This is a genomic window from Paenisporosarcina sp. P4_E4_2 (assembly GCF_056401595.1).
Map to the genome: position 1 here is coordinate 1 of NZ_JBFUJC010000175.1, position 6379 is coordinate 6379.

Genomic DNA, 6379 nt, shown 5'->3' on the forward strand with positions numbered 1-6379 from the left:
GAACGTTAATATCTCTGTTCCTRACACTTCTACTGCTTCCTTTTGAACATCAAAGTCTGGATATTTCCCTGTACCTAATAGTAATCTTGACATGAATTCATATGATCCAATTTTCAACATCGTCATCCGCCTCCTACAAAATGTACTAATTCAACTTTATCCCCATCACATAGTATGGTTTCTTGATGCGATCCTTTTTCCAATATCGTGTTATTCCATTCAACGATTACAACCTTCTTTTCTAATTCGAAATGCTGCAACAGGTTAGATATTGTTTCCACTGTATTTGGGACTTCGATTTTGTCTCCGTTAATCACTAATTTCATTCTTTCACCCCACCCTTAAACTAATTGCTTTACCAAACGATCTACCCGAAAAGGTGTCAAATTTACCGATGTGGACTTTCCTTCAACCAAGTCGGAGATAATCTCACCAGTTATTGGAGAAAGTAATATTCCATTTCTAAAATGTCCTGTTGCGATGAATAACCCTTTATATACAGGATGTTCCCCCAAGTACGGGTACCCGTCAGCGGTTTGTGGTCGAATTCCAGCCCAGGTCTGCTCCAATTCTGCCTCCAAAATGGACGGCATCAATTTTTTAGCATTTTCCATCAGAAAGGATATCCCCTCTATCGTAACTTTTGGGTTAAAAGTTCTTGGTTTAACGGTAGCACCAACGATTATTCTTCCACCTTTTTTGGGGACGAGGTAGCAATCATGCGAAAATATCGTACTAGTTAGCAATGGACGATGTGTTACGATAGAAAAACATTCACCTTTTACGGGATGGGTTTCTAACTGGATCCCTGTTTTTGAAAGTAACCTCTTACTCCAAGCACCACCTGCCACTATGACATTTTCACTGGTAAAATCACCTTCACTCGTCACAACGCCTGTAACTCTCTCTTTCGTGAACTGAAAGTCATAAACTTCCACGTATTCCTTTATTACCACACCAAGTACTGCTGCAGACTTTAATAACCCTAAAGTTAACTGGGGGGCTTCTACATGACCATCTTTATCAAGAAGCATTGCTCCAATAATATCTTGAGATAATGCAGGCTCTTTTTCTCTTACCTCTTCAGCTGTAAGCCAATCAGCTTGATCTCCACTTTGTCTCTGGATTGCAATGAATCTCTTATATTCCTGTTGTTCCTGTTCATTAATGGCAACCTTTAGCATGCCTTTATTTATGAGTTCAATATCTATTCCACTGGTCCCTTTTATTTCATCTGCTAGTCTTGTAAACATCGCTCTGCTTTTTCTAGCTAATTGAAAAAGTGATCCCACTCCATCCAATTCTGCTTGAGCGGCCAACATTCCAGCAGCGGCTCCAGATGATTTACTCGCAAGTCGATCTTTTTCTAACAAAAGTACCTTAATTCCTCTTTTGGCAAGATTATAAGCGATGGCTCCCCCGATAACTCCACCGCCCACCACGATTGCGTCATACTGATATCTCATCAAATCCCCCCTTTTTCCCTGGAAAATTATTAAGTCAATTGATAGACGTTAGCTTTTGATAATATTCCTTTGCTGCCTCTAACGGATTATCAGCTTCTAATATTCCTGACATCACAGCAATACCACTTGCCCCAGCTCCGATTACTTCCCTAACGTTTAGCGGTTTTATACCGCCTATTGCAAATACGGGAATAGTAACTGAATGAGAGACGGTGGCTAATTGCTCTAAACCCTTTGAAACTAATCCCGGCTTTGATTGTGTGGGGAAAACATGTCCGAAAATCACATAATCTGCACCTTGTTCTTGTGCAATTTGAGCCTCATCAATTGAATGWACCGAACAACCAACTCTTAAACTTGGAAACCGTATTTTCACAATATCAGCTGGTATAGAATGATAGGCGAGTTGAACTCCTCCAACCTTTGACACATAGGCCACATCTAGTCGATCGTTGATAATTATTTTAGATAATGGGACTTTATTGTCCTTTAATAAACTCACTAATCTGTAAATTTCTATGGCTGTTTTCGACTTCTCTCGGATATGGATGGCATCGATATATGGATGGATCGCCCCAGCTATTTCTGCTAATTGCTCTGGCTTCTGTCTTCCAGTTGATATGACATGTAGTTTTGCATGATCCATACTCTTTATCCCCTTTCGAAAAGCCTAAAGTTGATTGACTTATAAACTAATGTAAATTAAATTAGAAAAACACAGTTTGCACCCACAATGGTGCAGGCTGATGTCTTTTCTTATACTGATATCCAAAATATTTTAATAGCTATCAGTGCTAAAAAACACAGTTTGCACCTACAATGGGGCAAGCTGATGTCTTTTCTTATACTGACATCCGAAAACTTCCACTCTCTTATCAGTGTAGAAAAACCACACTTGCGCTTAGAGTGGTTTGTTGTGATATGCATAAAACATAACTAACATTTCCTCTTCCCTACGCCAGCTACAATTTACTACGTGAAACTTACTACTTCTTTTTGAGCTGGCCATTTTTCTAATGTATGGGCCATTTCCCAAAATGAATATTCGTATTGGCTACTAATGATAAAATGTTCTTTCATCCGTTCGCGGTCCTCAGCAGTTACTGTTTCAGCAAGCTTGTCTAGTCTATTAATTTGTTCCTCGACTTTCGCTCTAAACCATTCACCACCATATGCAGAAATCCATTCTTGGTAAATCGGTTCTTCAGGAGTACACGACTGAAGTCTCTCGCCTATTTCAAAATAAAGCCAATAACAAGGTAATATGGCTGCGATAATATCGCCTAAATGTCCGTGATATGCTGCACGATACAAATGGGATGTGTAAGCATACGCAGTAGGCGAAGGCTTGAAATTTGCTTGTTCTTCTTCTGTTATTCCTAGTCGACGCGAAAAATTCTTATGCAGCGATAATTCCGCTTCATAGGTGGCTTGTGCATGAGCTGCCATTTTACTCGTTGTTTCAAAATCATTAGCTCTTGCTGCACCCAAAGCTTGAACCTTTGCAAAGTGGGACAAGTAATATGCATCCTGCATAACGTAATAACGGAAACACTCTAAAGACAATGTCCCATCCCCAATTCCTGTAACGAACGGATGATGAAAGCTTGCTTCCCAAATGTGATCTGATTCTTCTCTTAAAAGCTTTGAAAATGTCATAAAACAACCTCCAAAAAAGTTTTTCTCAACTGAATCGAATCACTTCCGCCAAATTTAGGGCAAATAAAAAACCACTCTCTTAACAAACATAAGAAAGTGGTTGTATTGGAAAAATAGTAAAAAAACATACTGCTCCGCAACTCCACTTCCCTACGCTGGTATAAACCAGATCAGGTTCTAAGGGTCTTAAAGCATTACTTTAATCTCAACCTTTATTTAATGAATAAATGATTTCCATTTATCAATTGCAAGGTCCCCCTAGTGGAAGATGTTACTATTCAGTTGTACATGAACATCATAACACGAATTAATTACTTATCAATCCAAAGATAAATGTAATGCATTTTTCTGGTAAACATGATAGCCAGTTGTTGAGTATACATGCACAAGTCACCACAGTAACGATCCAGATAAATCCCTCTGTATCCCGAAAAGAAAAAGTATTCGACAGTCGTTTTACGATGTAATCTTCAGTTCATATTCCGTTCACTTAACACGAATATACTCTAGTTATCATAAAAAAACGGAGGCGTAAAAGATGAATATTGCATGGAAAGAAATTAGGAAGAGTAAAGCAAAATTTATCATTTTAGGATCAATTATATTTCTTGTTAGTTTTTTAACGTTTATCATTTCTGGATTATCGAATGGTTTATCTCAAGATAATGCGGCTTTAATAAAAGATCTGCCGAATGGTCAATTTTATATGAATGAAGAAGCAAATGAAACCTATAATCTTTCGAAAATAGATGAAAAATTACAAGACAAAGCAATAAATAACCAGAAGGATGCAGCGGCACTTTCAATTCAGATGGGCTTTGTGAACGATGCAGACGACAAACAACATAGCGTTGCCTTTGTTACTTCAACTGATTCGAAGTTAYTTGAAAAAGTTGGAGAAGGAGAAATCATATTAGATCGTTCATTAGAAGAAGACGGCATAAATGTCGGGGATACCATAACAAACAATCAGTTTAGCGGTGAGTTTAAAGTAAAAGGCTTTGTCGATCAAAAGAAATATAGCCACGCACCTGTTGCTTATATCAATATGGAAAACTACAAAGAAATCTACGGTGTGGAAGATATGCAATTGGTATTTGTACCTGGAAATGATAAGGAACAAGCAATTGACGGATTACAATCATTTTCAAATAAAGAATTTCTCAATACGATTCCAAGTTATAGCGCAGAACAGATGTCGCTCAATATGATTGTATGGTTTTTAGTCGTCATCAGCGGGATGTTGTTCGCGATATTCTTCTACATGATGAACGTTCAAAAAATTGGATTATACGGGATTTTGAAAGCGCTTGGGGTTAAAACAAGTCAATTATTTGGGATGATGTGGTCGCAGATGCTATTTATTACCGCAATTGCACTAACATTGTCAGTTGCATTGAGCCAAGCTTTCACAATGATTGCACCTGAAGGAATGCCTTTTAGTTTAACCATTCAAACAACGGTTCAATTATCACTCATATTCGTGTTCATCGGATTTATTGGCGCTACGCTATCGGGTATCCAAATTAAAAAAGTCGAGCCACTACAAGCGATTCAACAAGGAGAGGTTTAATATGACTGTATTCACAATTGATGATGTCAAAAAAACGTTTAAAAACGGGGAAGTAGAAGAGCAAGTATTAAAAGGAATCAATCTTTCTCTTCAACAAGGGGAAATAACAGCTTTAGTAGGAGCATCTGGTTCTGGGAAAAGTACGATACTTACAATAGCCGCCGGTCTTCAACGCGCAACGCATGGTCAGGTTCTATTCGATGGGAAAGATTTGTCTAAGATGAGTCAGGAGCAAATTCGAAAAATCCGGGCAAGTGAGTTCGGATTTGTCTTTCAATCCTCTCATCTTGTTCCTTTTCTCACTGTAGAAGAACAACTTATGCTGATGCTCGACGTTTCGGAAACAAAGATGAAAAAAAAGAAACAAAAAGAGGAAGTTGCACAAATACTTAAATTGGTTGATATGGAACACCGTAAGGATTCCTACCCTGCTTCATTGTCAGGTGGGGAAAAACAACGGGTGGCAATTGCACGCGCAATCATCCACAAACCTAAAATGCTTTTTGCGGATGAGCCCACTGCGAGTTTAGATTCGAAAAGATCGAAAGATGTGATGACGTTAATCAGAGAATTAACTAAAACGTTGAATATTACCACGTTAATGGTGACTCACGATGAAGAAATGCTTTCATATGCAGACCACATTATCTCAATGAAAGACGGCTTAATTCTTTGAAATCCACTTCTGCTTTTCAAGCTATGTTGAATCAATGAATCAATTAAAAGGAAAAAGGGTATCCCATAAGCACTCGGGATACCCTTTTTCCTTTTAGCAAACTATAATGAACAATATTGTTTTCAATGTAAAGACACCAAAGTAGAGATGACCAACACTGTCATTTTTTTATTCTATCAAAACCTTATCCTTCACGATTTGTACTAATTCTATAAACTCGCWAATTTCATAGGTTGGCTTAATTGCCGATACATTTTCTTTTCCATGTGGATTAAACCAGCAAGTATCGATTCCAAAATTGTTGCCACCTTGAATATCTGATGTAAGGGAATCCCCTACCATTAACACATTTCCTTTAGTAGAAATACCCAGTCTTTCAAAAGCATATTCGAAAATTTCCGCTTGTGGCTTTTGATAACCGGTTTCCTCAGAAGAAATGATGGCTTCAAAAGTATCCTTCATGCATGAAATTGCTATTCTTGCATTTTGAACTTCTTGAAACCCATTCGTTAATACTGCAAGCCTACAATTAGAAAGATTATTGAGCATTTCCTGGACACCATCGATCATATGTACTTCTTGCCCTAGGTTATCTAAATAGGATTGACCAAAGTCTTCCACGTTTAATGTCAGTTGATGCTGCTTAAATAAGCGCTTAAACCGTTCTACTTTAAGTTCAGAAAGTGAAATATGTCCTTTCTCCAAGTCAGACCATAGCCCTTTACTGATCACATTATAGCTAGCCCTGTAATCTGTTAAACCATTCGGCAAACCAAATGCTGTAAATGAATTATTAAAAGCATTTTTCTCCGTCTCACTAAAGTCTAATAGCGTGTCATCCAAATCAAATAATATTACATCATATTTCACGAGCTTCTCACCCTTTTTGTATTCGAATTTCACTACGACATGCATCATCGTACTTATAATAAGCATAACAAAATCAAATTTCTATTTCAAAGAAGTTCCATAATCAATAAATCACGCCACCCGTGAAGATAACCT

At 37.8% G+C, this 6379-nt stretch carries 7 protein-coding genes, 1 pseudogene and 1 riboswitch; of the genes and pseudogenes, 2 read left to right on the forward strand and 6 right to left on the reverse strand.

Annotated features, from left to right (window positions below):
• The 5 genes and pseudogenes from AC1DSB_RS12370 to tenA form a co-directional block, all read right to left on the reverse strand.
• Positions 1 to 120, reverse strand: a pseudogene (locus tag AC1DSB_RS12370) (thiazole synthase); the annotation flags it as partial.
• A 2-nt stretch (positions 121 to 122) separates the two neighbouring features.
• Entirely contained in the window at positions 123 to 326 is a 204-nt protein-coding gene (thiS, locus tag AC1DSB_RS12375) for a sulfur carrier protein ThiS (protein WP_036660091.1), read from the reverse strand.
• Between the two features lie 15 nt (positions 327 to 341).
• Positions 342 to 1466 carry a glycine oxidase ThiO gene (gene thiO / locus AC1DSB_RS12380; protein WP_477532808.1) on the reverse strand — a complete coding sequence of 375 codons (1125 nt, stop codon included), beginning with the start codon at positions 1464 to 1466 and terminating at the stop codon, positions 342 to 344.
• Between the two features lie 34 nt (positions 1467 to 1500).
• A complete protein-coding gene (tenI, locus tag AC1DSB_RS12385) occupies positions 1501 to 2112 on the reverse strand; it encodes a thiazole tautomerase TenI (protein WP_477532807.1) in 612 nt (203 codons plus the stop codon).
• 326 nt (positions 2113 to 2438) lie between these two features.
• Positions 2439 to 3125: a thiaminase II gene (tenA, locus tag AC1DSB_RS12390; RefSeq protein ID WP_477532162.1), complete on the reverse strand. Its 687-nt coding sequence runs from the start codon at positions 3123 to 3125 to the stop codon at positions 2439 to 2441.
• A gap of 130 nt (positions 3126 to 3255) precedes the next feature.
• Positions 3256 to 3395: riboswitch (TPP riboswitch) on the reverse strand.
• Positions 3396 to 3663: 268 nt separating this feature from the next.
• On the opposite strand from tenA, the gene AC1DSB_RS12395 reads away from it, so the two are divergent.
• Positions 3664 to 4698: an ABC transporter permease gene (locus AC1DSB_RS12395; protein ID WP_477586811.1), complete on the forward strand. Its 1035-nt coding sequence runs from the start codon at positions 3664 to 3666 to the stop codon at positions 4696 to 4698.
• 1 nt (position 4699) lies between these two features.
• A complete protein-coding gene (locus AC1DSB_RS12400) occupies positions 4700 to 5374 on the forward strand; it encodes an ABC transporter ATP-binding protein (protein WP_016429030.1) in 675 nt (224 codons plus the stop codon).
• A 168-nt stretch (positions 5375 to 5542) separates the two neighbouring features.
• On the opposite strand, the gene AC1DSB_RS12405 is transcribed toward AC1DSB_RS12400, so the two are convergent.
• Positions 5543 to 6244, reverse strand: coding sequence for a YjjG family noncanonical pyrimidine nucleotidase (locus AC1DSB_RS12405; protein ID WP_477586812.1), 702 nt, complete (start codon positions 6242 to 6244; stop codon positions 5543 to 5545).
• Between the last annotated feature and the right edge of the window lie 135 nt (positions 6245 to 6379).